Origin of the sequence: Pseudomonas sp. NFACC04-2, assembly GCF_900119265.1 — a bacterium.
GTDB classification, from domain to species: Bacteria; Pseudomonadota; Gammaproteobacteria; order Pseudomonadales; family Pseudomonadaceae; genus Aquipseudomonas; species Aquipseudomonas fluorescens_AA.
The window spans coordinates 483,070-507,853 of sequence record NZ_FPJC01000002.1; the positions used below are offsets into that span (position 1 = coordinate 483,070).

Consider the following 24,784-nt stretch of genomic DNA (forward strand, 5'->3'; position numbering starts at 1 on the left):
TCCCGCGCCACAGGTGTGTCCGCGTTTTTTCTTCTTGACCGACAGCGAACCCTGCCATGCACACCCTCGCCCAACTACGCGCCGGCCAGCTCTCGGGCATCACCCGGCTGGACCTGGCCTGCGGCTTGACGGAGTTTCCCCGGGAAATCTTCGAGCTGACCGATTCCCTCGAGATCCTCAACCTCAGCGGCAATCAGTTGGACAAGCTGCCCGACGACCTGCATCGACTGACTCGCCTGCGCGTGCTGTTCTGTTCCGACAACCGCTTCACTGAACTGCCCGAATGCCTGGGCCGTTGCAACGCGTTGACCATGGTCGGTTTCAAGGCCAACCGCATCACCCGCGTCACGGGCGCCGCGCTGCCACCACGGCTGCGCTGGCTAATCCTGACCGACAACGACGTCAGTCACTTGCCGGATGAGCTGGGCCAACGCCTGCACCTGCAAAAACTGATGCTGGCCGGCAACCGCTTGCAGCAGTTGCCGGCGAGCCTGGGCCAGTGCCATCGCCTGGAACTGCTGCGCATCGCCGCCAACCAACTGACCGAACTGCCGCAATGGTTGCTGGAGCTGCCAAGCCTCAGTTGGCTGGCCTACGCCGGCAACCCACTGGAAACCCAGGCCGATGCCGCAGCCTTGAACACCGCCCACCCCATCGACTGGTCGCAACTGACGCTGCAACGACCACTGGGCGAAGGCGCCTCCGGGGTGATTCACCAAGCGCTCTGGCAGGCGCCCGGCCAGGTGGAACGAAACGTCGCGGTCAAGCTGTACAAAGGCCAGATGACCAGCGACGGCTCCCCCCTGCATGAAATGCATGCCTGCATCACGGCCGGTCGACACCCTAACCTGATTGACGTGTTGGGCCAGGTCTGCGGGCACCCCGAGCAACAGGCCGGGCTGGTCATGGCACTGATCGAGCCCAGCTATCGTAACCTCGCCGGGCTGCCGAGCCTGGCGTCATGCACCCGCGACGTGTATGCCGATGAACTGCGCCTGAGCGCCCCGGTGGCCTTGCGCGTCGCCCACGGCATCGCCTCGGTGGCGGCGCACCTGCACCGCCAGGGCATCACCCATGGGGATCTGTACGGGCACAATATCCTGTGCAATGACCAGGGCGATTGCCTGCTGGGGGACTTTGGCGCGGCGTCGTTTCACCCCACTGCAGACACCGTGCAAACCCGCGCACTGCAACGCATCGAGGTACGGGCCTTCGGGATTTTGCTGGGGGAATTGCTGGCGCGGATCGAACCGACGCTCAGTGCGCAGGACCTTGCATGGCTGCTGGATTTGGAGGCGCGCTGCTGTCAGCCGGAGGTGCTGGCACGGCCAGGGTTCGATGAAATCGAAGGCTTACTGGGCGACCGTGGCGAGGGAGCGAACTCCCTCACCACAGGGCATTGCGGGTAGTGCTTAACCCGCCAACCCGACAAACATGTCCTGCACGTCATCATGGTTGTCGAGGCCTTCGAGGAAGGCTTCGACTTCAGCCATCTGTTCGTCGGTCAAGCCGCTGACCGGGTTCTTCGGCTGGTAGCCCAGCTTGGCCGACAACACGGTGAAGCCCTGCTCCGGCAAAGCCTTCTGCACGGCATCGAGGTCGGCAGGATCGGTGAGAAACAACGTCGCGCCGTCTTCGCCCGGCTCGAAATCCTGGGCACCAGCCTCGATGGCGGCCATTTCCGGATCGGCGTCCGGGCTGTCCGGCGCGGCTTCGATCATGCCGACGTGGTTGAAGTCCCACGCCACCGAACCCGAGGCGCCCAGTTGGCCCTTGCGGAACGCGACGCGAATTTCGGCGACGGTACGGTTGATGTTGTCGGTCACGCATTCAACGATCAGCGGCACCTGGTGCGGCGCGAACCCTTCGTAGGTGACGCGGTGGTATTGCACGGTTTCACCGAGCTGGCCAGAACCTTTCTTGATCGCACGTTCCAGGGTCTCGCGGGGCATCGAGGCCTTCTTCGCCTGCTCGACCACCAGACGCAAATGCGCGTTGGTAGCGGTATCAGCACCGTTACGTGCGGCAATGGTGATTTCCTTCACCAGTTTGCCGAAGATCTTGCCCTTTGCGTTGGCAGCCGCTTCTTTGTGTTTAACCTTCCACTGTGCGCCCATTACTCACTCTCTTGTCTGACGCGCCGAGACATCTGCCGGCCGGCGCTGTGGCGCAAGTTTATACGGCCTAAACCGGCTGATCGACCAAAAAATTCACCCCGCCGGATCGACATTTTCACAGTGTGTTGTAGGGCTTTTCTGAAATAGCGGCTCGCAAGCACCGTTCCCTCCCGCGGTTTCGTACCCTCTGGGCCTCTGTTCCTGCCAGTAGGAGGCGCGATGCGCAACGACATGGAAAGTCCCTTCAGCCTGACGCTCACGCAAAACGACTTGCAACTGCAAGTCTTGCGCTTCAATGGCCGCGAAGCCCTCAACCAGCCATACCGCTTTGACCTCGAACTGATCGGCCTGGCCCCACCGATAAACCCCGACCTGTTATTGGGGCATCCGGCGTTCCTGCGCCTGGACGGCGAGTCGGGCATCCATGGGATGATCCACAGCGTCAGCCTGAGTGCCTCGGCACCGCGGCGCATCGGCTATCGCGTGACGTTGGTTCCCTATCTGCTGCGATTGGAACAAGGTCCGCAGCGCCGGGTTTTCCATCGGCTCAGCGTGGTGCAACTGCTGCAACGCCTGCTGGAAGACAACGCTCTGCCCGCCGACAGTTACCGTTTCGAGCTGCCCCATGGGCAGTATCCGTGTCGCCCATTCTGCATCCAGTACGACGAAAGCGACCTGGCCCTCCTGCAACGGCTGTGTGAGGAAGAAGGTATTCATTACCACTTCGAACACACTCCCCAGGGCCACATCCTGGTGTTTGCCGAAGACCCGAAAAGCTTCCCCGCACGCCCCATCGAGCTGCCCCTGCGCCCGAACGACAACTCAATACCGGCCATCAAACGCTTGTACATGCGCCACCACGCGATGGTCCCTGGCGTGCCTGTCGGGTTCCGTGACCGGGGGGCGAACGAAACCGAGGCACCGGCGGCGAATCAACCCCTCGAACAGATCGACCATGAGGCCATGCACGGCGACCCGGCCCTGACTCACCGTTACCAGGCCGGACGCCGCCATCTGGAACGGTTGCGCTGCCGGCAACGGGAAATCCATGGCCACAGTGATCAACTGGCCCTGCACAGCGGCGACATCGTGCAGATCTGCGAACACCCGGTATCCACCTTCAACGATCAATGGCTGATCACCGAGGTCCAGCATCGCGGGCGGCAGTTTTCGATCCTTGAACCGGACCTGCCCACCACTCCGTCGGCCCGTGACTACCGCAACCGCTTCACCGCCATTCCCTGGTCCACCGTGTTCAGGCCGGCCCTCAAGCATCCCAAACCGTGCATTCCCGGGTATCACCTGGCCCATGTGCTCGGTCGCACCGGCCAGCCGGCCCCGTTCGATGAGCGCGGCCAAGTGAGTGTCAGCCTCTGGGCACCGGACCAGGAAGGCATCACGCTGCCCGTGTCGCGACTGAGGCTGGGCGACAGCCCTCCCCTGATGGCCGGCAGCGAAGTGCTGGTGAGTTTTCTCGATGGCGATCCCGACCGACCGGTGCTGTGCCCAGGGGCTGTCGATACCGGCGCAGGACACGCCGCCCCACCGAAACCGTCCCGTGGCAATCACGACGCCGGGCTGCTGTTGGACTGGCTGCTGAACCCGCCAGACTTCACACCCTGATCCTGCCCTTTGGCTTCTTGCCGGCAAACCTGATCTGGCTCATGCAAACCCAGCGAAACGGGCTTACAGTAAAGACACGCCGCGCTAGACGGCGCTCGACCCTGATGTTGGAGATACCCGCGATGCCCTGGAAAAACTCGGAAAGCCGCTACAGTACCGTCACGGTAACCTTGCATTGGCTGATGCTGGTCCTGCTGGCCGTGGTTTATGCCTGCATTGAGTTGCGGGGAATTTTTCCCAAGGGCAGCGGCGGCCGGACATTGATCAAGGAAGCGCATTTCATGCTCGGCCTAACGGTGTTCGTGCTGGTCTGGCTACGCCTGTTCGCCCGCAGCATGGGCAAGGCGCCGGCGATTTTCCCGGCATCGCCTGCGTGGCAAACCGTCCTCGCCCGCCTGATGCACTGGGCGCTGTACCTGTTCATGATCGCCATGCCGCTGCTGGGCTGGCTGATCACCAGCGCCGAAGGGCACCAAGTGATGTTCTACGGTTTCGATCTGCCGTTGCTCATCAATCAAGACAAGGAGTTCGCCAAGCAACTGGAAGGCTGGCACGTGCTGGGCGGTACCATCGGCTATTGGTTGATTGGCCTGCATGCCTTGGCGGGGCTGTATCACCACTACGTGGTACGGGACAACACGCTGCTGCGGATGATGCCCAAACGCGGCTGATTGCCCGTCAATCGAACCCTCGGCGGCCTTGCAAACCGCCGGTGTGGACAAAGACCAGGCGCGTGCCGGGGGCAAAGCCCCCCGCCTCGACCCGCGCCTTGAGCACCATCAAGGCCTTGCCGGTGTACAACGGCTCCAGTTCGATGGCCGTCGTGGTTTCGATGAAGGCCGTGAGCTCGGCATCGACCCGGGCGAACCCGCCACGGCTGCCGTCGAACAACTCATGACGCGGGCTGCAAAGCCCCGCTTCCCCCACGATGCGCTCGACCTGCCGGGCCACGCCATGGTCCGGGGGCACGGCCAGCACGCCGTAGACCGGGCGCTCGCCCGCTTCGGCCAGCACCAGTCCGGCCAGCGACGTCCCAGTGCCGCAGGCCAACCACCAGCCGTGATAATCCGCCCATCCCAACGCTGCCAGTTGTTCACGGACACTGGCCACCCATGTCATGCAACCTTGCGCCCCAGGCAATCCCGAACCGCCCTCGGGCACCGGATGCAAATGTGGATAGCGAATCTGCCACGGCTCCCAGAAATCCGCGGCGTGCCGCTCCCGGTATCCGCCATAACCCAACCAGTGCAGGTCCATGCCAAACGCTTTCAGGTCGCGCACCGTCGGCGTGTCCAGGGGATGGCCGCGCAACAGCCCGAACGTGGGAAAGCCGAAGCGCTTGCCGGCCGCCGCCAACGCATGTAAATGGTTGGAATAGGCACCGCCCAGGCTCATGACCCCTTCGGCACCGGCCTCATGGGCGGCGCGCAGATGCGGGAGCAGCTTGAACCACTTGTTGCCGCTGATCAGCGGATCGATCCGGTCCAGGCGCAACACCGCCACTTCGACACCGGCACGGGCGAGCCAGTCCAGGTGAAGGGGTTCGAGTCGAGGCTGGGGATGCCAGTCGAGGGCGGGAAGCAGCATGGCGGCAGGCCGGGTGGAAACAGGCCGGTATCTTAACAGCTTGGTGGCGGGTGACTTCAGGTTCACCCTCCCCACTGTGGGAGCGAGCTTGCATGCGATAGCGACAGATCAGCCAACATCCATGCAACCGACTCACCGCAATCGCGAGCAAGCTCGCTCCCACAAGGGTTTTCCTGGGATTGAGCCTTACAACTGCGCCGCCAACCGCGAACCCTGGTTGATCGCCCGCTTGGCATCCAGTTCCGCCGCCACGTCGGCACCGCCAATGAGGTGAACGGTCTGCCCCGCCGCTTCCAGGCCTTCCTGCAACTCGCGCAGCGGATCCTGGCCGGCGCAGATCACGATGTTATCCACGGCCAGCACTTGCGGCTCGCCGGTTTCGCCGATGCGAATGTGCAGTCCCTCATCGTCGATCTTCAGGTACTCGACGCTGTTGAGCATCTGCACCTGCTTGTTCTTCAGGCCCGTGCGATGGATCCAGCCGGTGGTCTTGCCCAGGCCGTCACCGACCTTCGAGGTCTTGCGTTGCAGCAGGAACACCTGGCGCGCCGGTGCATGGGGTTCAGCCTTGATCCCGGCCACGCCGCCGCGGGCCTCAAGATGGGTGTCGATGCCCCACTCCTTCCAGAACGCCTCACGGTCCTGGCTGGTGGCGACGCCCTGGTGAACCAGGAACTCCGACACGTCGAAGCCAATACCGCCGGCACCGATCACCGCGACGCTGCGGCCCACCGGCTTGCGCTCGAGGATCACGTCCAGGTAGCTCAAGACCTTGGCATGCTCCACCCCGGGAATCGCCGGCACGCGTGGGGCGATGCCAGTGGCGAGGATGATCTCGTCGTAACCGCCCGCCACCAATTGCGCTACATCCACCCGGGTGTCGAGGCACAGCTCGACATGGCTGGTCTGCAATTTGCGCTTGAAGTAGCGCAGGGTTTCGAAGAACTCTTCCTTGCCCGGCACGCGCTTGGCGATGTTGAACTGACCACCGATTTCACTGGCCGAATCGAACAGCGTCACCTGGTGCCCACGTTCGGCCGCCACCGTGGCCGCGGACAACCCGGCGGGGCCGGCACCGACCACGGCGATTTTCTTCACCTGTGTCACCGGCAAGTAGTTCAGCTCGGTTTCATGGCAGGCCCGTGGGTTGACCAGGCAACTGGTGAGCTTGCCGCCGAAGGTGTGGTCCAGGCACGCCTGGTTGCAGCCGATGCAGGTGTTGATTTCATCGCCGCGACCGGCAGCGGCCTTGTTGACGAACTCTGGATCGGCCAGGAACGGCCGCGCCATGGAGACCATGTCGGCATCGCCTTCGGCCAGGATCTGCTCGGCTACTTCCGGGGTGTTGATGCGGTTGGTGGTAATCAGCGGGATACTCACCGAACCGCGCAGCTTGGCCGTGACTTTGCTGAACGCCGCCCGCGGAACCTTGGTGGCGATGGTGGGAATTCGTGCTTCATGCCAACCGATACCGGTGTTGATGATCGTCGCGCCGGCCTGCTCGATGGCCTTGGCCAACTGGACGACTTCGTCCCAGGTGCTGCCGCCGTCCACCAGATCGAGCATCGACAGGCGAAAGATGATGATGAAATTCGGGCCCACCGCTTCGCGCACTCGACGGACGATTTCCACTGGCAGACGCATGCGGTTTTCATAGCTGCCGCCCCAACGGTCGGTGCGGTGGTTAGTGTGGGCCGCCAGGAACTGGTTAATGAAATAACCTTCCGACCCCATAATCTCGACGCCGTCGTATTCGGCCTTCTGAGCCAGGACCGAGCACGTGACGAAATCGCTGATCTGCTTCTCGATACCCTCCTCGTCCAATTCCTTGGGCTTGAACGGGTTGATCGGCGCCTGGATCGCGCTCGGCGCCACTTGCTTGGGGCTATAGGCATAGCGCCCGGCGTGAAGAATCTGCATGCAGATCTTGCCACCGGCCTCGTGCACGGCCCGGGTCACGATCCGGTGCTTGAGCGCCTCTTCTTCCGTGGTCAGCTTGGCCGCGCCGGAATAGACACCGCCCTCGTCGTTCGGCCCGATCCCACCGGTGACCATCAGGCCCACGCCACCCCGGGCGCGCTCGGCAAAATACGCCGCCATGCGTTCGAAGCCGCCGGGTTTCTCTTCCAGGCCGGTGTGCATCGAGCCCATCAGGGTCCGGTTGCGCAACGTGGTGAAACCCAGGTCCAGCGGGGCCAGCAGATGCGGGTAATGGGAGGCGGTCATCGGTAACTCCACAACGGGCGATCACGGAAAAAGCGCAAGCTCTGCGGCTTGCGTCTGTCATGGCCCACAGCGTAAGAGTCCGGATGCGGGCGCTCAATGACCGTAACTGACAAGTTAATGATCCAAATGTGCAGAGCGTCGATCAGCTGTGCGTGACTCTCAGCGCAATGCACCAGTCCTATCAACGCTGGCCCAGGTGCTCAAACCTGAAATAACCCTAATAAAACGGTCGCCCTCGCATGCATCCCCAACGAAAAATGCTGCACAACGAATTGCACGCCCGCCCGTCGCTGTATTTCGACGAACCGGCTCACGTCTTTCACCTGGCGTTTCTGGGCGACAACGCCCAGTGCGACGCGCTGCTCGAGCGACTGTGCCCTGATACCGTCACCGCGCAGGCCGCACAAGGCATCACCCGCCTGGAAGGACATCCGCTGAAGTGGGAACGCCACGCCGAGTTCTTCACGCTGACCCTGGTCGTGCCGGCCAGCAGCAATGAGTTGCAATGGACGACGCTGCCGGAAAGCCTTGCCCGGGGGATCGAAGGTCACGCCCAGCACCTCATCAATGCCGTTCAGGTGGTGGTGCGCGCAGAAGCCGGTCTCGACCTGCCCAGCTACGGTTTCAAGGATCCTTGCGGTTCATGCGTGGGCGGTGGCGATGCCGTGGTCTGGAGCGATTTTCGCCTGACCGAGGACGGCACCAATCGCCTGCTCTTCATCAACCGACGGCTCAACGCGTATCGCCAGGGGCGCATGATCCGGCGCCTGCTGGAAATCGAGACCTATCGCATGATGGCATCCTTGTCGCTCAATATCGCCAAGGCGCTGGACCCGCAACTGAACGAATTCGATCGCACCCTGGTGAGCCTGTCCGAACGCAACGCCAATGCCAGCGGCGTACATGCCAAGGCCCTGCTGGAGGACATCGCCCTGCTGTCTCGCCAGGTGGTCAGCAGTACGGTCAGGAATCGCCACCGTTTCAGCGCGACCCGCGCCTACGCACAATTGGTATTCGAACGCCTGGGGGAGTTGCGTGAAAGTCACCTGGGGGATTGCCAGCGGCTGGGCGTGTTCATCGAGCGGCGCTTCAAACCCACGGTGCGTTATTGCGCAGCCACCGAACAGCGCCTCGAACAACTGGCCATGAGCGTCGCCAACCTGGGCGATCTGCTGCAAGCCCGCGTGCAAGTGGAGATGGAAGACCAGAACGCCGAGATCCTGCGCAGCCTCAATGCCCGTGCCGATGCACAGATCAAGATCCAACGCGCGGTGGAAGGCCTGTCGATCATTGCCATCACCTACTACCTGATCAACCTGTTCAAGTTGGTCTATAGCGGGTTGCAAACCCTGGGCGCAAACCTCTCGGCCCGTGACGCGCTGCTGGGCATGACACCGCCGGTGCTGTTGATCATGCTGCTGATTCTGCTCCGGATCAGAAAGGCCAAAAGTCACTAGCGCGTCTGGTCAGCACAAAAGGGTGTCCAAGACGCCTTGGACACCCTTTGTGTGTGCTTGCCGTGCGTACAAATCAGCGCTCGCCCTTCGCTAATCCCTTGTTTTACCGTACCCTGCCCCGTAGCTCCTGATGAAAAATCACGAACCTGCACACGGCCGCTGACTGTTCCCCCATGCGCAAATTTCTGTACCTGCTGTTTTCACTGGCCTTGATTGCCGTCCTGGTCACTTACGCACTGTGGACGACCGATCGTCCGGCGGGTCATTACCTGTCAGACCTGCGTATCAACCTGGCGGTCGACCAGGGCACGCCCGCCGACCGCGGCAATCTGCTGGGCATCCAGCCCGAACTGTTCCCCACCGACTACCAGAGCCCCGAGCGCCTGCACCGCAAACTGGCGGCCTACCTGCAGGCGGCTCGCGACCAGGGTTTTCTCAATGCCAAGACCGTGGTGGTCCTGCCCGAGCACATCGGCACCTGGCTGATGGTCGGTGGCGAAAAAGACGAGTTGTACCAGGCCACCACCCTGAAGGAAGCCATGCACTGGCTGGCGGTCAGCAATCCGCTGGCGTTTATCCAGGCACTCGTCGGCGCTCAAGGCGATAACCGCCTGGAGGATGCCTACCTGCGCATGAAGGCCGATAACATGGCCCGCGACTATCAAGCGCTGTTCGGCGGACTGGCCAAGGAGTTCGGCATCACCCTGGTGGCCGGCTCCATCGTGCTGCCCGAGCCCAGCGTCAGCGACGGCGAGCTGAAGATTGGCCGCGGCGCGTTGTACAACAGCAGCCTGGTGTTCAGCAGCGATGGCCGACCGATCGGCCAACCGCAACGCCAACGACATCCGGTATTCGAACAGCAGGATGTGCTGGGCGCCGACCATCCGGTCCCCCCGCTCGTCATCGACACCCCTGCCGGGCGCCTGGGCGTGCTGATTGGCAGCGACAGCTGGTACCCGCTCCACTACCGGCAGCTCAACGAACAGGGCGCGCAACTGATCGCGGTGCCCGCCTTCGTCATCGGTCGCGGCGCCTGGGAAAAACCCTGGAGCGGTTATAAAGGCCTGTCCACACCGAGCGAAGTGAGCCTCAAGCCCGGTGAAGTGAGCGAGGGGCAAGCCTGGCATCGCCTGACACTGACCGGCCAATTGCCCATTAGCCAGGCCCGGGGCGGTGTCAGCGTATTCCTGCGTGGCCAGTTCTGGGACAGCGGCAGCGCCGGCCAGAGTTTCATCAGCCACAACGGCCAGCACTTCCCCGATGGCGAAGCCCGGGGCGCGCGCCTGCTTAACCTGTGGTTATGACCATGAAACCGCAGCCGATGCGCCTGGGGGACCTGTCAGTTGGCTTCGTCCACAGCCTGGCTGAGGCAATTGCCAGCCATGGGCAAGACCCCAAACCTTTGCTGGAGCAGTACGGCCTCGATGCCGCGCGCCTGGCCGAGCCCGGCGCACGCCTGTCGATCCCACGCTACATGCGCCTGGGCCATGCCGCGATTCAACAGACCCAGGACCCGGCCCTAGGCTTGCGCATGGGCCAGCTCGGGCGCTTGAGCCAGGCCGGGCTGGCGGGCGTTACCGCTGCCCAGGCGCCGACCGTGCGCGAGGCGGCCCGCTGCATGATCCGCTTCGAGCCGCTGTATGGCTCCAACTACCGCGGCCAATCGAGTTTTCATGAGGATGCCCGCGGCGCTTGGCTACGGTTCTATTCCATCAGCCCGTACAACGCCTACAACCGCTTCGTGGTGGATTCGATCATCGCCGGCTGGCTGGCCCAACTGTCGAGCGTCAGCGGCATCGCGCTGCGGCCCGAACGCATCGAAATCGAATTCGAGGAACCGGCGTACCTGGAGGCTTACCGCACGCTCGGAGACTGCCCGATCCAGTTTGGCGCCGAACAGAATCAACTGCGACTGGGCCTGGACAGCCTCGCCCAGCGCAACCCACAGCATTGCCCCAGCACCTGGCACCACCTGGTTCAATTGTGTGAACGGGAACTGGAACAACTGACGCGCACCCGCAGTCTGCGTGAGCGCATCATCCAACTGCTGGGACCGTTGCTCAGCGGGGGCCGGGAACCCGACCTGGAAGAAGTGGCGGCCCGCCTGAAACTGCCGACCTGGACCTTGCGGCGCAAGCTGGCCGAGGAAGGCACGCAATTTCGCGCCATCCTCAACGACACCCGCCGCGACCTGGCCATGACCTACATACGCGATACCGAACTGGCGTTCGGCGAAATCGCCTACTTGTTGGGGTTTGCCTCAGCCGAGGCCTTTCAACGAGCCTTCAAGCGCTGGAACGACCAGACGCCTGGGGAATTTCGTCGGAGTCACAGAGGGCGTTGAGCTTCAAGTGCTAGCTTGCTCTCACAACTCCGTTGCATCTTCGGCGGGTTCCAGCGGGTCCAGTTCATAGGCCTGGTATTCCAGCAGCTCTTCCTGATAATCGTCCATTACGTGTCCTTCCCCTGTCATTGAATCCAATGCCTGATGGCGCTGGCATCAGCATAAAGCTGCTTTATGAACAAAACATGAAGCAAAGGCTTCATGAATTAAACGTAGCACAGGGTCGGGAAATTACCGCGTGAAGTGTGACAGGGCGTAACACCCTGCCACGGGGCTCTCAGGAAGCCGGAAGCGGCTGGATCGGCTCGCTCGGGGCCGGTAACGAGCTGGACGGTGGCGGCGGCGGTGTCACGGTTTCCGACGTCGGCGCGGACTCGAACGACTCTGGCGCAATCGGCGCTGGCTCGCTCGGCGGTGCGACGGGCTCCGACACCGCAGGGGCGGTTTCGACAGGGGCCGGCGCAGCCTCCCCTACCGGCGTGACCGCGGCGGGCGCAGGCGCAACCGGCTCCGACGCAGGTGCTGCAGCTGGAGCCGGAGCCGGCATCAAGGCGGCCGGCTCAACCTTGGTTTCCGGGACGCCCAGCTCCGTTTTAGGCTTATCGGTATTCTCAGCCTTCTCGGCAGCTTTCTTCGCTTCGGGGGGCAGGAACAGCTCCACCAAGGCAAAGAAACGCTCATAGAACTTGGCCGCCGACACGGTTTCGCTGGCGACCTTGACCATCGAATCATCCGAAGAGCCGATCGGCATCGACACCGAACCCAGCACGCCCACACCGAGGCTGGCGGAGTTGTTGGTTTTCTTCAGGGCATAACGGTCCTGCAAGGCGTTGGCGAACATGGTCGCACGGTGTCCGGCACCGCCGTCCTCGGCACAGACCAGGTTGAAACTGATCTCCATGTGGGTCTCGCCGGTCTGTTGGAAACTCTTGTGGCCACTGACCAGCTTCGGATCGCTGCTGGTGATGATGTAGCCCTGGCTGAGCAACGCCCGGCGTCCGGCCTCGCAGGTCGCCGTGTCGCTTACTGCGTACGTGCGCGAGAACGTGCCGGAATCATCGAAGTTCTCGTGCTCGTAGATGGCGGCTTTCTTCGACGAGCAACCGGCTGCGGCGGCCAGCACCAATGCAAGCCCGACGGTGCGCATGTGAAATGATTTGAACATTGAACATCCTGAGAGAAACGGTCCGGGGCGTATTGTGCAACAGAACGCGACCTGGCAGCGTGGCTAATCTTGTTTCAAGGGGGTTACAAGTTTACTGGGGGTTGTTTGCAGGAAAAAGACGCTAATCCGGTAGATCGACGAACACCCGCTTTTGGGCAACAAGCAGATACAAAAACCCTGGCATTTTGGCCCGATGCCGTTCAGTTGAGCCGTTGCCGAAGAAATGGATATCCCCCAAAAAAACCAAAAAAAACGGCGCTTCCCATTTCTGAAGAAGCGCCGTTTTTAAGTCAGCTGCATCACATCACAGCCAGGTTTGAAAAAGCATCAAGCGATTAGAAACGCTTGATATCCGCCTGACTCTCCAACTGCTTGCGATAGGCCGCGAAGTCCTGCTGACCCACACGGGACGCAAGGTAACGACGATATTCCGCCTTCTCTTCGTCAGTCGGCGCCGCCGCTTCGTTCACGCCGTTCAGACGCACGATCACCAGGCTGCCGTCAGGCAAGGTCACGCTGCTGAACGTCGGCTTGTCCTTGGACTCAGGCTTGGGCATGCGGAACAGTGCTTGCAGAACCGCCGGGTCGATGCCTTCCTGGTTGCGGGTGGCCGCCTCGGTGGCTTTCCAGCCTTGGCCGTCAACCGGTTTGTCCAATGCTGTCTTGCCGTCGCGCAGGCTGGCGATCAGCTCGTCGGCGCGGGTCTTGGCCGCGGCGCTGGCATGTTCCTTGGCCAGTTGAGCACGAATCGGCCCGGCCACTTTTTCCAGCGGCAGTTGCTCAGGCTTGCGGTGCTCCTTGGCACGCAGCACCACGACAGTTTCCGGGTCCAGCTCGATGGCGGTGCTGTTGGCACCTTCATCCAGCACTTCCGGGCTGAACGCGGCAGTGACCACGGCGCGATTGGCCGCAATCCCTTCACCGCCTTCACGACCGAACGGGGCCGATGTGTGAACGGTCAGCTTCAGGTCCTGTGCCGGCTGCGCCAGGTCGGATGCTTCGAACGAGGCATCCTCCAGTTGCTTGGTCGCTTCCACGAAACGCTGCTCCACCTGCTGAGTCTTCAGCTCGCGAGTCAGCTTATCCTTGAGACTGGCAAAGGTCGGCACCTCAGGCGCTTCGACACCCAGCAGCTTGATCAGGTGCAGGCCGAAATCGGTGCGGACCGGTGCTGAGACCTGGTCCTTGCTCAAAGCGTACAAGGCCTTTTCGAATTCCGGATCGTAGACGCCTGGGCCGGCATAGCCGAGATCGCCGCCGTTGTTCGCCGAACCCGGATCCTGGGAAAACTCCTTCGCCAGGGCTTCAAACGACTCGCCTTTGGCCAGGCGAGCCTGGATCTCTTCGATCTTCGCCTTGGCCTGGGCTTCGGTCACCTTGTCGTTCACTTCGATCAGGATGTGCGCAGCGCGACGCTGTTCGGACAGGTTGGCGATTTCTTTCTGATAGGCCGCTTGCAGGTCTTCGTCCTTGACGCTGACCTGATCGAAGAAAGAGGCTTTCTTCAGCTCGAGGTAATCGATGACCACCTGGTCAGGCGTCATGAACTCCTTGGCGTGTTGGTCGTAGTAAGCCTTGACCTCATCATCGGTCAGCTTGACCGACGCAGGATCGGCCTTGATGTTCAAGGTGGCGAAATCACGGGTCTGCTTTTCCAGGCGGGCGAATGCCAACACTTGGGCATCGGTGACAAAACCGCTGCCCGCCAGGCCGGCGCGCAACTGACCGATCAGCATTTCCTGAGCCAGCATCTGGCGGAATTGCATACGGCTGTAACCCAGCTGGCGGATCACCTGATCAAAACGCTCGGCGCTGAATTTGCCATCAACCTGGAACTCAGGCGTTTGCAGGATGACTTGATCAAGCGCAGCTTCCGAGAAAGCGAATTTCGCATCGTGTGCGCCTTGCAACAGCAACTTGCGATCGATCAGGCCTTTGAGCGCCGAATCGCGCAGCATTTTTTCGTCCAGCAGGGAAGCGTCGAAATCCTTGCCCAACTGTTGCATGAGCTGACGGCGTTGCATGTCGACCGCCTGGCTCAGCTCGTTCTGGCTGATTTTTTCGCCGTTGACCTTGGCCGCGTCATTGCTGTTGGTGGTGGCTTGAAAAATGGCATCGAAACCGGTCAACGCCATCAATGCGACGATGACCCCGATGATGGTCTTGGCAATCCAGCCTTGTGAATTGTCCCTGATATTCTGCAGCATGCGTCCCCCAGAAACGGTTGAACTTCAAATTTAGGCAACCGTGGAGCGTGGGTAGAATCCGGATAGAAGAAAGGCGCATCCGAGGATGCGCCTTCTCGTAACTGGCGGAGCGGACCGGGCTCGAACCTGCAAGCCCTGGCGTCACAAACCGGTAGCAACCGGTCGCATTACCGCTCCGCTGCCAAGCCAGGCATGACCCCGACCCGGATAAACTCAATGAAACCTTAGTTAACGGCTTCTTTCAGCGCTTTACCAGCTTTGAAACCTGGCTTTTTGGCAGCAGGAATCTCCAGCGTCTTGCCGGTCTGCGGGTTGCGACCGGTACGAGCTGGGCGATCAGTCACGGAGAAGGTGCCGAAACCAACCAGAACAACGGAGTCGCCAGCCTTGAGAGCGCCAGTGACGGATTCGATTACAGCGTCCAGCGCACGGCCAGCAGCAGCTTTCGGGATATCAGCGGATGCAGCGATAGCATCAATCAGTTCCGACTTGTTCACTCTAAGTCCCCTTATATCTATTTGAGATGATTCTAAGTTTTTTTGGTGAAAGCAAAAACGAGTGCTGAATGGCCTGCAGACACTTAAGAGCCGCTTTATAACAAGGGCTCTAAAAAACTGTCAAGGAAGGCCCCCCAGACAAATGCGTATTAATGCGTGCTAATTCTTTCCTTAGAGTCAGACTCTCGCTTTTCTTCCTTTGCGACAATCTCCGGAGCCACATCCGGCAAGGGCTCCGGCGCGTATTGCAGCGCAATTTGCAGGACTTCGTCAATCCATTTAACCGGTTTGATCTGAAGATCTTGCTTGATGTTGTCAGGAATTTCCTTCAGATCGCGGACATTCTCTTCAGGAATGATCACGATCTTGATCCCGCCACGGTGTGCCGCCAGCAGTTTTTCCTTCAGGCCGCCAATCGCCAGGACCTGGCCGCGCAGCGTGATTTCACCCGTCATGGCGACGTCGGCGCGCACCGGGATGCCGGTCAATGCCGAGACCAGGGCCGTGCACATGCCTACGCCGGCGCTTGGGCCGTCCTTGGGCGTAGCCCCTTCAGGCATGTGGATGTGCGTGTCGCGCTTTTCATGGAAGTCCAGGGGAATGCCCAGGCTCCGGGCACGACTGCGCACCACCGTCAGCGCTGCGGTGATCGACTCGACCATCACGTCGCCCAGGGAACCGGTCTTGATCAATTGCCCCTTGCCCGGTACCACCGCCGCTTCGATGGTCAGCAATTCACCGCCGACCTGAGTCCACGCCAGGCCAGTCACCTGGCCGATCTGGTCCTGCTGCTCGGCCAGGCCGTAGCGGAACTTGCGCACACCCAGGAAGTGCTCCAGCAGGTCCGCAGTGACCTTGACCGCGAAGCGTTTTTCCAGCGCATGTTCCTTGACCGCCTTGCGGCAGACCTTGGCAATCTGTCGCTCCAGGCCACGCACGCCGGCTTCGCGAGTGTAGTAGCGGATGATGTCGCGAATCGCTTCCTCGTCGAATTCCAGCTCGCCTTTTTTCAGGCCGTTGGCCTGGATCTGCTTGGGCGAAAGGTACTTCACGGCGATGTTGATCTTCTCGTCCTCGGTGTAGCCCGGCAGACGAATCACCTCCATCCGGTCCAGCAATGCCGGCGGAATGTTCATGGAGTTGGAGGTGCAGAGGAACATCACGTCCGACAGGTCGTAGTCGACCTCGAGGTAGTGATCGTTGAAGTTGTGATTCTGCTCAGGATCGAGCACTTCGAGCAACGCAGAGGCGGGATCGCCGCGCATGTCGCTGCCCATCTTGTCGATTTCGTCCAACAGGAACAGCGGATTGCGCACGCCGACCTTTGTCATTTTTTGAATCAATCTTCCTGGCATAGAACCGATGTAGGTCCGGCGATGACCACGAATTTCCGCCTCGTCACGCACACCACCCAAAGCCATGCGTACAAATTTGCGGTTGGTCGCATGGGCAATCGACTCCGCGAGGGAGGTTTTACCGACCCCGGGAGGACCGACCAGGCACAGGACCGGGCCGCGAATCTTTTTCACGCGTTTCTGTACGGCGAGATACTCAAGGATGCGTTCCTTGACCTCTTCCAGACCGTAATGGTCGGCGTCGAGGATGTCTTCGGCGCGTGCCAGGTCCAGACGCACCTTGCTCTGGGCTTTCCACGGCACCTGGACCAGCCAGTCGATGTAGGAGCGCACCACGGTGGCCTCGGCAGACATCGGCGACATTTGCTTGAGCTTGTTCAACTCAGCCTGAGCCTTGGCCAAGGCATCCTTGGGCAAGCCAGCGGCATCGATGCGCTTTTTCAGCTCTTCGATTTCGTTGTGACCTTCGTCGCCATCGCCCAGCTCTTTCTGAATGGCCTTCATCTGCTCGTTCAGGTAGTACTCGCGCTGGCTGCGCTCCATCTGCTTCTTGACGCGACCGCGAATGCGTTTCTCGACCTGCAACAGATCGATCTCACCGTCGAGCAATGCCAGCACGTGCTCGACACGGGCCGACAGGTCGATGATCTCGAGGATTTCCTGCTTCTGCTCGATCTTGAGGGCCATGTGGGCCGCCATCGTATCGACCAGCCGCCCAGGCTCGTCGATGCTGTTGAGCGACGACAGGACCTCTGCAGGCACCTTCTTGCCCAGTTGCACGTATTGTTCGAACTGCGACAGCAGGCTGCGGACAAACACCTCTGATTCACGCTCGGGCGCATCGACTTCTTCGATCAGCGACACTTCGGCCCGGCAATGGCCGTCCACTTCGCTGAAACGCTCGACAGTACCGCGCTGCTCGCCTTCGACCAGGACCTTGACGGTACCGTCGGGCAACTTGAGCAATTGCAGAACCGTTGCAATCGTACCTACGCGATACAGTGCATCTTCGCCGGGATCATCGTCGGCTGGATTTCTCTGAGCCAGCAGAAGAATCTGCTTGTCACCCGTCATCGCAGCCTCGAGGGCTTCGATGGACTTCTCGCGCCCCACGAACAGCGGGATAACCATGTGCGGATACACCACGACATCGCGCAATGGCAGGAGAGGCAATTCGATGGTTGTCTTCATGATTTCGCCTCTACGGCGGCCCTAGGGCCGGAAACAGATGGAAGTAAGCTTGAAACCAAGATGGGGGCAGCCTTGAAAAAAAACAAGCGCTAAGACACGTCTAAAACACGCTAAAAGCAAAGGGGCCCGAAGGCCCCTTCTTTATTCCGGCAGCGGGACGCTTATGCGTCCGGTGCGGCCTTGGCAGCCGGCTCACTGTTTTCATAGATATACAGTGGCTTGGACTTGCCTTCTATAACGCTTTCGTCGATCACGACTTTACTCACCTCGGACTGCGAGGGGATTTCATACATCGTGTCGAGCAATACGCCTTCGAGAATCGAGCGCAACCCACGGGCACCGGTCTTACGCTCCAGGGCACGTTTGGCGACCGATTTCAGCGCGTCGGAACGGAATTCCAGGTCTACACCTTCCATTTCGAACAGCTTGGCATACTGCTTGGTCAGGGCGTTTTTCGGCTCGGTCAGAATCTGCATCAACGCCGCTTCATCCAACTCATCCAGCGTCGCCAGGACTGGCAGACGACCGACGAATTCCGGGATCAGACCGAACTTGACCAGATCGTCAGGCTCGACTTCACGCAGGGACTCACCGACCTTCTTGCCCTCTTCCTTGCTGCGTACTTCGGCATTGAAACCGATGCCACCACGGGTGGAACGGTTTTGAATAACCTTTTCCAGTCCGGAGAACGCACCACCGCAGATGAACAGTATGTTACGGGTGTCGACCTGCAGGAATTCCTGCTGCGGATGCTTGCGACCACCTTGGGGTGGAACGGAAGCGACCGTACCTTCGATCAACTTGAGCAAGGCCTGCTGCACGCCTTCACCGGAAACATCCCGGGTGATGGACGGGTTGTCGGACTTGCGGGAAATCTTGTCGATTTCATCGATGTAGACAATACCCATCTGGGCTTTTTCCACATCGTAGTCGCACTTCTGCAACAACTTCTGAATGATGTTCTCGACGTCTTCACCTACATAACCCGCCTCGGTGAGGGTGGTTGCGTCGGCGATGGTGAACGGAACGTTCAGCAAACGAGCCAGGGTTTCGGCAAGCAGGGTCTTACCCGAGCCTGTCGGGCCAATCAGCAGGATGTTGCTCTTGCCGAGTTCGACCTCGTCATTCTTTTTGTCACGCTGGTTCAGGCGCTTGTAGTGGTTGTACACCGCTACGGCCAGTACCTTTTTCGCACGTTCCTGACCAATCACATACTGATCAAGGATGCCGCTGATTTCTTTAGGCGAAGGCAATTTATGCGCGCTGCTTTCGGCCTGGGCTTCCTGCACCTCCTCGCGGATGATGTCATTGCACAGGTCGACGCACTCGTCGCAAATGAAGACCGAGGGGCCGGCAATCAATTTGCGCACTTCATGCTGGCTTTTGCCACAGAAGGAGCAATAGAGCAGTTTGCCGTTGTCCTCGCCGTTGCGGGTGTCAGTCATTCGATCGATCCAAATCCGATAGGCTTGCAACACAAGATGAAGGCAATTGCGGGCTTTTTCAAGCCCGCAGGCGGCCGGTCATCCCAACCACCTGCATTTTGAGCGGCTTAGGCAGGCATTTGACGCTTGTTGATCACAGAGTCGATCAGGCCGTATTCGGCTGCACGCTCGGCGCTCATGAAGTTGTCACGTTCGGTGTCGCGCTCAATGGTTTCGAGGCTCTGGCCGGTGTGATGGGCCAGCAACGAGTTCAGGCGCGAACGAATGTGGAGGATTTCCTTGGCATGGATGTCGATATCCGACGCCTGGCCCTGGAAGCCACCCAATGGCTGGTGAATCATCATCCGCGAGTTAGGCAGGCAGTGACGCTTGCCCGCTGCGCCACCGGCGAGCAGGAAGGCCCCCATGCTGCAGGCCTGACCGATGCAGATGGTGGAGACGTCAGGCTTGATGAACTGCATGGTGTCGTAGATCGACATGCCCGCAGTCACCGAACCGCCAGGTGAGTTGATGTACAGATGGATATCCTTGTCCGGGTTTTCCGCTTCAAGGAACAACAGCTGCGCCGCGACCAGGTTGGCCATGTAGTCTTCAACGGGGCCGATCAGGAAGATGACGCGTTCCTTGAGCAGACGCGAGTAGATGTCATAGGCACGTTCGCCGCGGGCGGACTGCTCGATAACCATCGGGACCAGGCCGCCTGCGGCCTGGATGTCAGAGCTCTGCTGATAAAAAGAATTGCGGGACATGTCTCGCAGTCACTCCCAAATAGTTATGTCTTGAATACGCATAAGCCAGCGCGAAGGCTGGCTTATGGGTGTGTATTTCTTACCGCAAAACAATCAATCGGCTTGTGGAGCTTCCACCGGCTTGACCGCTTCTTCGTAAGAGACCGCTTTATCGGTCACGCTAGCTTTCTGCAGAACAGTATCCACAACTTGTTCTTCCAGCACAACCGAACGGACTTCGTTCAGTTGCTGGTCGTTCTTGTAGTACCAGGACACGACTTGCTCAGGCTCTTGATAGGCCGAGGCCATTTCCTGGATCAGCTCACGAACGCGGGCTTCGTCAGGCTTGAGCTCGAACTGCTTGACCACTTCGGCAACGATCAGGCCCAGCACGACGCGGCGCTTGGCCTGCTCTTCGAACAGCTCGGCCGGCAGTTGGTCCGGCTTGATGTTGCCGCCGAACTGCTGAACAGCCTGAACGCGCAGACGGTTCACTTCGTTGTCCAGCAGGGCCTTTGGCACTTCGATCGGGTTGGAGGCCAGCAGGCCGTCCATGACCTGGTTCTTGACCTTGGACTTGATGGCCTGGCGCAGCTCGCGCTCCATGTTCTTGCGAACTTCGGTGCGGAAACCTTCCAGACCGGTTTCCTTGATGCCGAACTGGGCGAAGAACTCTTCGTTCAGCTCAGGCAGTTTCGGCTCGGAAACGCTGTTGACGGTCACGGTGAACTCGGCGGCTTTGCCAGCCAGGTCCAGGTTCTGGTAATCCTCAGGGAAGGTCACGTTCAGAACGCGCTCTTCACCGGCCTTGGCGCCAACCAGGCCATCTTCGAAGCCAGGAATCATGCGACCGGAGCCCAGTACCAGCTGGGTGGCCTTGGCGGAACCGCCAGCGAACACTTCACCGTCGACCTTGCCGACGAAATCGATGTTCAGCTGGTCTTCGTTCTGGGCAGCACGCTCGGTCACTTCGAAACGGGTGTTCTGCTTGCGCAGGATGTCCAGCATCTTGTCCAGGTCGGCATCCGACACGTCAGCGCTCAGGCGCTCGACAGCGATGGACTCGAAACCGGCAACCGTGAACTCCGGGAATACTTCGAACGTGGCGACGAATTCCAGGTCCTTGCCTTTTTCCAGCACTTTAGGCTCGACGGACGGTGCGCCAGCCGGGTTCAGCTTCTGCTCGACGACCGCTTCGTAGAACGAAGACTGGATCACGTCGCCCACGGCTTCCTGACGCGCATCAGCTTCGTAACGCTGACGGATCACGCTCATTGGCACTTTGCCTGGGCGGAAACCTGGGATTTTGGCCTTTTGGGCAGTCTGCTGCAGACGCTTGTTGACCTGAGTCTCGATGCGCTCAGCCGGCACGGTGATGCTCATGCGGCGCTCAAGAGCAGAAGTATTTTCAACAGAAACTTGCATGGATATTCCTCGTTGCACAGACGTTGGCCGGGCGTTTCCGACCCCAGAATCAAGGGCATGCATTCTAGTAGGTCAAACTCAAGAAGTCACCCTACTGAAAACGCGCTGGAAACAGGCGCCGGATTTAGGCTGGGGCAAATGGTCATGCCCCACCCGGATTGCAAATACCGTCGATTCAGTCCAAGGCTCTGCGCCAACGCTTCTATATATAGAAGCGGCTTGTCCGGTCGCGCAGCACCCCGCCCCACAAGGAGACCAACGGGCATACCGCGCATCATCACGAAACACATTCGCGACAAACCGACCGTTGCGCACAACCGCAAAAACAGTATCGACGCCAAACACAGAACCACTGGAAACAAAAACGGCGCAGTCCCTTTCAGGGACTGCGCCGTTTTCTGCTATTTAAATAGCCACTTGTATGGTGCGGACGGAGAGACTCGAACTCTCACACCTTGCGGCGCTGGAACCTAAATCCAGTGTGTCTACCAATTCCACCACATCCGCGTATCAAGCTTTTAAAGCAAAGGCGCCAGATTGTTAGATCTGGCGCCTTTCTAGAATATGGGGTGGACGATGGGGATCGAACCCACGACAACGGGAGTCACAATCCCGTGCTCTACCAACTGAGCTACGCCCACCATATTGCCTTGTTGCCTTACTTGTGCCAAAGCTGCCTAATTGGCGCACCCGGCAGGACTCGAACCTGCGACCATCCGCTTAGAAGGCGGATGCTCTATCCAGCTGAGCTACGGGCGCCTTTTTAATCTGTATTCTTGGACGATTACAAACTAAGTGCTTTCAGTTTTGCCGAGTTGAAACAACCAACTCCGCTCCACCTTCTTAACCAGTGCTAGGCTGTGCCCGACAAGTGCGACGAATGTTATAGACGGCCTGATAGGTCGTCAACTCTTTTTTAAAAAAAATTCATTTAATTAAAGGGGTTAGGGGAATTTGCAGACCAAGCGCCTTTGCCCTCACGCCCCGGCATGCGAGAATGCGTTCTCTTTTTTTCCCCTCTCGATGGTTAACCACGCGCAATGACTGCACAACTTATCGACGGCAAATCGATCGCCGCCAGCCTGCGCCAGCAGATCGCCCAACGAGTCACCGAGCGCCGCCAGCAAGGCCTGCGTACGCCCGGCCTTGCGGTGATCCTGGTCGGCAGCGATCCTGCCTCTCAGGTTTATGTCTCGCACAAGCGTAAAGACTGTGAAGAGGTCGGCTTCCTTTCCCAGGCCTACGACCTGCCTTCCGAAACCACCCAGCAAGCGTTGGCCGATCTGATCGATCGCCTGAACGACGACCCGAACATCGACGGCGTGCTGCTCCAGTTGCCGCTGCCTGAACACCTCGACGCCTCCAAGCTGCTGGAGCGTATCCGCCCGGACAAAGACGTCGACGGTTTCCATCCTTATAACGTCGGCCGCCTGGCCCAGCGTATCCCACTGCTTCGTCCCTGCACCCCCAAAGGCATCATGACCTTGCTGGAAAGCACGGGCGTGGACCTGTATGGCCTCGATGCCGTGGTGGTGGGGGCGTCCAACATCGTCGGCCGTCCGATGGCCATGGAGTTGCTGCTGGCCGGCTGCACCGTGACCGTAACCCATCGCTTCACCAAGGACCTGGCCGGCCATGTCGGCCGTGCCGATCTGGTGGTGGTGGCCGCCGGCAAACCCGGGCTGGTCAGGGGCGAATGGATCAAGGAAGGCGCCATCGTCATTGACGTGGGCATCAATCGCCAGGACGACGGCAAGCTGGTGGGTGACGTGGTCTACGAGACCGCCCTGCCCCGCGCTGGCTGGATCACCCCGGTACCCGGCGGCGTAGGCCCGATGACCCGCGCCTGCCTGCTGGAAAACACGTTGTACGCGGCCGAGACGCTGCATAGCTGATCGACACGCCAACAAAGACCCTGTGGGAGCGATCTTGCTCGCGATAGCGGTGCACCGGCCAACATCCAAGTTGACTGACACACTGCTATCGCGCGCAAGCTAGCTCCCACAGGTGTTTCCGGGGTCCGGACTTAGTCGCCAGGTATCAATCGCGCAAACTACAAAATTTTCAGATTTGATTCGCCAGAATCCCCCTTCATTAAACTTTATTTATTCACAAGCCTTGGCGATACAGGCATATAGCGCCGCCATCGCCCATACTCCTAAAATGCGACGTTTTTTTTAAAAGTCGTTGCTCAACGGCACCTTCAACTCCATCGAGTCTACTCGCGTGAAAATCCGTCTTTCGATCATCAGCCTGTTCATCGCTTTCACAGGCCCCTTCATCACGCAAAATGCCGTTGCACAGGAAACCATCGCGGCCCCTCGGGATGCGGCCAAGCTGCAAGTCGCCTCGGGCAGCGCGATGCTGTTGGATTTGCAGACCGATAAAGTCGTTTATTCGAGCAATCCGGACGTGGTAGTGCCCATCGCTTCGGTGACCAAATTAATGACCGGCCTGATTGTGCTGGATGCCAAACAGAACCTGGACGAATACATTTCCATCACCATCGCCAATACCCCAGAGATGAAGGGCGTGTTTTCCCGGGTCAAGCTCAACAGCGAACTGTCGCGCCGCGACGTACTGCTGATCGCCCTGATGTCTTCGGAAAACCGCGCCGCCGCCAGCCTCGCCCACCACTACCCGGGCGGCTATGCGGCGTTCATCGCCGCCATGAACGCCAAGGCCAAGGCACTGGGCATGACCAGCACCCATTACGTCGAACCCACAGGCCTGTCGATCAACAACGTCTCCACCGCCCGGGACCTGACCAAGCTGTTGATCGCCGCCCGCAAGTACCCGCTGCTGAGCGAACTGAGCACGACCAAGGAAAAGACCGTTACCTTCCGCAAGCCTGTGTACAGCCTGGGATTTCGCAACACCGACCATCTGGTCCACAAAGCCAACTGGGATATCCAGTTGACCAAGACCGGCTTCACCAACCAAGCCGGCCACTGCCTGGTGCTGGTGACGAAAATGGGCAATCGCCCGATGGCGCTGGTGATCCTCGACGCCTTTGGCAAGTACACGCACTTCGCCGACGCCAGCCGGATTCGTAGCTGGGTGGAAACCGGAAAAAGCGCCGCCGTGCCCGCGGTGGCCCTGCAATACAAGGCCGCCAAGAATCTCAAGAGCCGCCAAAGTGGCGTGGTGGAAGCATCCAAGTAATCCAACGGCACAATAAAAAGCCCCGACTCGTCGGGGCTTTTTTATTTATGGCTTCAAGTCACCCAGCGGATCATAGGACTTGGGCTTGCGTTCATCCTTCTTGTCCAGGGGCGCCTTGGCCGGCCCTACCGGGTCGACCTGAGGATCCTCAAGGTCCGGCGAGTCCGGATCGAATCCCAGGTCATCACCGCTGGAATGCTCTGATGAATGTGGCCCCGTAGGTGTTTTCGACTGTGCCATGCGTGCCTCCTC

General features: G+C 60.1%; 19 protein-coding genes and 3 tRNA genes. 8 read left to right on the top strand and 14 right to left on the bottom strand.

Features of this window, described 5'->3' with window-relative positions; translation table 11 throughout:
• Nucleotides 1-56: 56 nt before the first annotated feature.
• Nucleotides 57-1,409, top strand: a complete 1,353-nt coding sequence (locus tag BT125_RS04410) for a leucine-rich repeat-containing protein kinase family protein (RefSeq protein ID WP_072405346.1) — start codon at nt 57-59, stop codon at nt 1,407-1,409.
• A 3-nt stretch (nt 1,410-1,412) separates the two neighbouring features.
• Here the strand turns inward: BT125_RS04410 and BT125_RS04415 are convergent, their stop codons facing one another.
• Nucleotides 1,413-2,117, bottom strand: coding sequence for a YebC/PmpR family DNA-binding transcriptional regulator (locus BT125_RS04415; RefSeq protein ID WP_003183149.1), 705 nt, complete (start codon nt 2,115-2,117; stop codon nt 1,413-1,415).
• Between the two features lie 219 nt (nt 2,118-2,336).
• Here BT125_RS04415 and BT125_RS04420 point away from each other — a divergent pair, with 219 nt between their 5' ends.
• Complete coding sequence (locus BT125_RS04420) at nt 2,337-3,740, top strand: type VI secretion system Vgr family protein (protein ID WP_072405347.1); 1,404 nt, start codon at nt 2,337-2,339, stop codon at nt 3,738-3,740.
• A 122-nt stretch (nt 3,741-3,862) separates the two neighbouring features.
• Nucleotides 3,863-4,411, top strand: coding sequence for a cytochrome b (locus tag BT125_RS04425; protein WP_072405348.1), 549 nt, complete (start codon nt 3,863-3,865; stop codon nt 4,409-4,411).
• Nucleotides 4,412-4,418: 7 nt separating this feature from the next.
• On the opposite strand, the gene BT125_RS04430 is transcribed toward BT125_RS04425, so the two are convergent.
• Together BT125_RS04430 and BT125_RS04435 are read right to left on the bottom strand one after the other, a co-directional pair.
• Nucleotides 4,419-5,327, bottom strand: a complete 909-nt coding sequence (locus tag BT125_RS04430; RefSeq protein WP_072405349.1) for a 1-aminocyclopropane-1-carboxylate deaminase/D-cysteine desulfhydrase — start codon at nt 5,325-5,327, stop codon at nt 4,419-4,421.
• A 186-nt stretch (nt 5,328-5,513) separates the two neighbouring features.
• On the bottom strand, nt 5,514-7,553 hold the full coding sequence (locus BT125_RS04435) for an oxidoreductase (protein ID WP_072405350.1): 2,040 nt from the start codon (nt 7,551-7,553) through the stop codon (nt 5,514-5,516).
• A gap of 239 nt (nt 7,554-7,792) precedes the next feature.
• On the opposite strand from BT125_RS04435, the gene BT125_RS04440 reads away from it, so the two are divergent.
• The 3 genes from BT125_RS04440 (at nt 7,793) to BT125_RS04450 (ending at nt 11,354) form a co-directional block, all read left to right on the top strand.
• Nucleotides 7,793-9,010 carry a DUF3422 domain-containing protein gene (locus BT125_RS04440; protein ID WP_072405351.1) on the top strand — a complete coding sequence of 406 codons (1,218 nt, stop codon included), beginning with the start codon at nt 7,793-7,795 and terminating at the stop codon, nt 9,008-9,010.
• A 173-nt stretch (nt 9,011-9,183) separates the two neighbouring features.
• Nucleotides 9,184-10,314, top strand: a complete 1,131-nt coding sequence (locus tag BT125_RS04445; RefSeq protein ID WP_072405352.1) for a carbon-nitrogen hydrolase family protein — start codon at nt 9,184-9,186, stop codon at nt 10,312-10,314.
• 2 nt (nt 10,315-10,316) lie between these two features.
• Nucleotides 10,317-11,354, top strand: a complete 1,038-nt coding sequence (locus tag BT125_RS04450) for an AraC family transcriptional regulator (RefSeq protein ID WP_072405392.1) — start codon at nt 10,317-10,319, stop codon at nt 11,352-11,354.
• 277 nt (nt 11,355-11,631) lie between these two features.
• On the opposite strand, the gene BT125_RS04455 is transcribed toward BT125_RS04450, so the two are convergent.
• From BT125_RS04455 to BT125_RS04505, 10 genes are all read right to left on the bottom strand, one after another.
• Nucleotides 11,632-12,519 carry a DUF2242 domain-containing protein gene (locus tag BT125_RS04455; protein ID WP_072405353.1) on the bottom strand — a complete coding sequence of 296 codons (888 nt, stop codon included), beginning with the start codon at nt 12,517-12,519 and terminating at the stop codon, nt 11,632-11,634.
• 335 nt (nt 12,520-12,854) lie between these two features.
• The gene (locus BT125_RS04460; protein WP_072405354.1) at nt 12,855-14,726 is read right to left on the bottom strand and encodes a SurA N-terminal domain-containing protein; all 1,872 of its coding nucleotides are present in this window, start codon (nt 14,724-14,726) and stop codon (nt 12,855-12,857) included.
• Nucleotides 14,727-14,950: 224 nt separating this feature from the next.
• Nucleotides 14,951-15,223 (bottom strand): HU family DNA-binding protein, encoded by a 273-nt coding sequence (locus tag BT125_RS04470; protein WP_003183171.1) that lies wholly within the window; start codon nt 15,221-15,223, stop codon nt 14,951-14,953.
• Between the two features lie 149 nt (nt 15,224-15,372).
• Entirely contained in the window at nt 15,373-17,769 is a 2,397-nt protein-coding gene (gene lon, locus BT125_RS04475; protein ID WP_014339302.1) for an endopeptidase La, read from the bottom strand.
• Between the two features lie 161 nt (nt 17,770-17,930).
• A complete protein-coding gene (gene clpX, locus BT125_RS04480) occupies nt 17,931-19,214 on the bottom strand; it encodes an ATP-dependent Clp protease ATP-binding subunit ClpX (RefSeq protein ID WP_024778305.1) in 1,284 nt (427 codons plus the stop codon).
• A gap of 107 nt (nt 19,215-19,321) precedes the next feature.
• The gene (clpP, locus tag BT125_RS04485) at nt 19,322-19,963 is read right to left on the bottom strand and encodes an ATP-dependent Clp endopeptidase proteolytic subunit ClpP (RefSeq protein WP_003183177.1); all 642 of its coding nucleotides are present in this window, start codon (nt 19,961-19,963) and stop codon (nt 19,322-19,324) included.
• 93 nt (nt 19,964-20,056) lie between these two features.
• Nucleotides 20,057-21,367: a trigger factor gene (gene tig, locus BT125_RS04490; protein WP_060738324.1), complete on the bottom strand. Its 1,311-nt coding sequence runs from the start codon at nt 21,365-21,367 to the stop codon at nt 20,057-20,059.
• 422 nt (nt 21,368-21,789) lie between these two features.
• Nucleotides 21,790-21,874: transfer RNA gene (locus BT125_RS04495), tRNA-Leu, on the bottom strand.
• Nucleotides 21,875-21,932: 58 nt separating this feature from the next.
• Nucleotides 21,933-22,008: transfer RNA gene (locus BT125_RS04500), tRNA-His, on the bottom strand.
• A gap of 41 nt (nt 22,009-22,049) precedes the next feature.
• Nucleotides 22,050-22,126, bottom strand: a tRNA-Arg gene (locus tag BT125_RS04505).
• Between the two features lie 281 nt (nt 22,127-22,407).
• Here BT125_RS04505 and folD point away from each other — a divergent pair.
• On the top strand, nt 22,408-23,262 hold the full coding sequence (gene folD / locus BT125_RS04510; RefSeq protein WP_053120836.1) for a bifunctional methylenetetrahydrofolate dehydrogenase/methenyltetrahydrofolate cyclohydrolase FolD: 855 nt from the start codon (nt 22,408-22,410) through the stop codon (nt 23,260-23,262).
• A 331-nt stretch (nt 23,263-23,593) separates the two neighbouring features.
• Nucleotides 23,594-24,532 (top strand): D-alanyl-D-alanine endopeptidase, encoded by a 939-nt coding sequence (pbpG, locus tag BT125_RS04515; RefSeq protein WP_072405355.1) that lies wholly within the window; start codon nt 23,594-23,596, stop codon nt 24,530-24,532.
• A 45-nt stretch (nt 24,533-24,577) separates the two neighbouring features.
• Here pbpG and BT125_RS04520 read toward each other — a convergent pair whose 3' ends face one another.
• On the bottom strand, nt 24,578-24,772 hold the full coding sequence (locus BT125_RS04520) for a DUF6021 family protein (protein WP_072405356.1): 195 nt from the start codon (nt 24,770-24,772) through the stop codon (nt 24,578-24,580).
• Nucleotides 24,773-24,784: the final 12 nt, after the last annotated feature.